This is a genomic window from Leisingera sp. F5, assembly GCF_001593695.1.
Map to the genome: position 1 here is coordinate 1 of NZ_LUKH01000621.1, position 1977 is coordinate 1977.

A 1977-nucleotide genomic window follows, 5' to 3' on the forward strand; every position below is an offset into this window, starting at 1 on the left:
TGCGGACGTGGACGGTGCCCACATCCGTACGCTGCTGCTCACCTTCTTCTACCGGCAGATGCCGGAGCTGATCGAGGGCGGCTACCTCTACATTGCGCAGCCGCCGCTCTATAAGGTCGCGCGCGGCAAGTCTGAGGTCTACCTCAAAGACCAGGCAGCACTCGATGATTACCTGATCAACCAGGGTGTCGATGGCGCAGTGCTGAAACTCGGCGACGGCTCCGAGATGGCCGGTGCCGACCTGACCCGGGTGGTGGATGAAGCCCGTCAGCTGAAGCGCGTTCTGGATGCCTTCCCGACCCACTATCCGCGCCACATCCTGGAGCAGGCCGCGGTGGCTGGCGCCTTTGTGCCCGGTGCGGTGGATTCCGATCTGCAAGGCGTAGCCGACAAAGTGGCGCAACGGCTTGACTTGATTGCGTTGGAATATGAGCGCGGCTGGCAGGGCCGGATCACCCAGGATCACGGCATCCGCCTGGCCCGCATCCTGCGCGGTGTCGAGGAAGTGCGCACCCTAGACGGCCCGATGCTGCGCTCCGGCGAGGCGCGAAAGACCGGCAGCTTTACCCAGAGCCTGCAGGAAGTCTACGGCACCACTTCCCAGCTGATCCGCCGCGACCGCAGCCAGATAATTCACGGACCGCTGGATCTTTTGAAAGCGATCCTTGAGGAAGGCGAAAAAGGCCTCTCGCTGCAGCGCTACAAAGGCCTGGGCGAAATGAACCCGGACCAGCTGTGGGAGACCACGCTGGACCCGGACGCCCGGACGCTTCTGCAAGTGCGGATCGACGATATGATCGAGGCGGATGACCTGTTCACCAAGCTGATGGGCGATGTTGTCGAGCCCCGACGCGAGTTCATCCAAAAGAACGCCTTGAGCGTCGAAAACCTGGATTTCTGATCGGGTGTAGGATCGCCTAAAAGCGTGTTTTAGACCCATACTTTTGCGCAAGTTGCCCATAGTTTTGGTTCTGGCACACGCTAGGGGAGAAGTGGAAGCTGAAGGCTGCGAAAATCTCCCGCTTGGGTAGATAGCTGGGATTCTTGCTCCACTGGCTTTTCGTGACTTCTGTTCCGGCAACTGTACTCGCCATGAGCGGGGCGTACTGGGGATTGTCGGTGGGTTAAAGGTTCCAAGTGCAATGCAGGCCTAATAGGGCGCTCAGGACGCCCTGTGCGGCTGAGGTAGAGCTTCTCGCCGCACCACGACTGTTTGGCGCCTTCTCAGAGCACCTGGCGGTGGTAGGTTGCCCACCAGGGGATCAGAGTCGCAACACGAGCGTTCGGGGCCCGTCTACCTAAAGGTTGCTGAGTGGGACCAGGCCGTCGTTCGCCGCAGAAAAGTGACATTTGCAAAGTTAGAGCCAACGAGCACCGTTGAAGCGCACAAACGGCACGAGGCAAATTCGACTCCACGCTCTATGCAACCTTTAGCAGCCATTCGTGCCCATTGAGGCATTATGGTAGCCAAATCGCTTCTATGTGGATAGGGCAAGCTTGAGTGTGAAAGAAAACTAGCGCTATTGTAGATGCATGCTGATTCAACCCACCCTTCTCAACGACAAGGCGCAGAAAGTGCGGTCGAAAATATTCGTTTGTGGTCCGGGACTCTCCTCGGGGCGAGTCGATATACGACATTTGGCCCGGCAAGAGCTTGAAAAAATGCAAAATGTAAAAGTTGTTTATGGTGAGGAAATTGAGAAAGAGTATTCTTACTCAAGAAAAGGGATGGACCTGCAAACTCTGGAAGCACAGTTCGCTCATGATGTTGACTTTACCCTTCTTATACTCGAGTCCGCCGGATCAATAGCCGAACTTGGAACCTTCACGCAACTTCCGAACCTTCAAGATAGGTTGGTGGGGCATTGTTGCAGAACTCCCTCTTGTGGCCTGACTACCCCTTTCCCCTCCGAACTTAGGCGACGCGGATGATCTCGGCGGCGCCGAGTGCGTTGAAGCGGTTGATGAGTGCGATGC

Annotated in this window: 1 pseudogene; it reads left to right on the forward strand. The window is 57.1% G+C overall.

Going from position 1 to position 1977, the window contains the following annotated elements:
- Window positions 1-901: pseudogene (locus A2I95_RS34010) on the forward strand (DNA gyrase subunit B); the annotation flags it as partial.
- Window positions 902-1977 lie beyond the last annotated feature (1076 nt).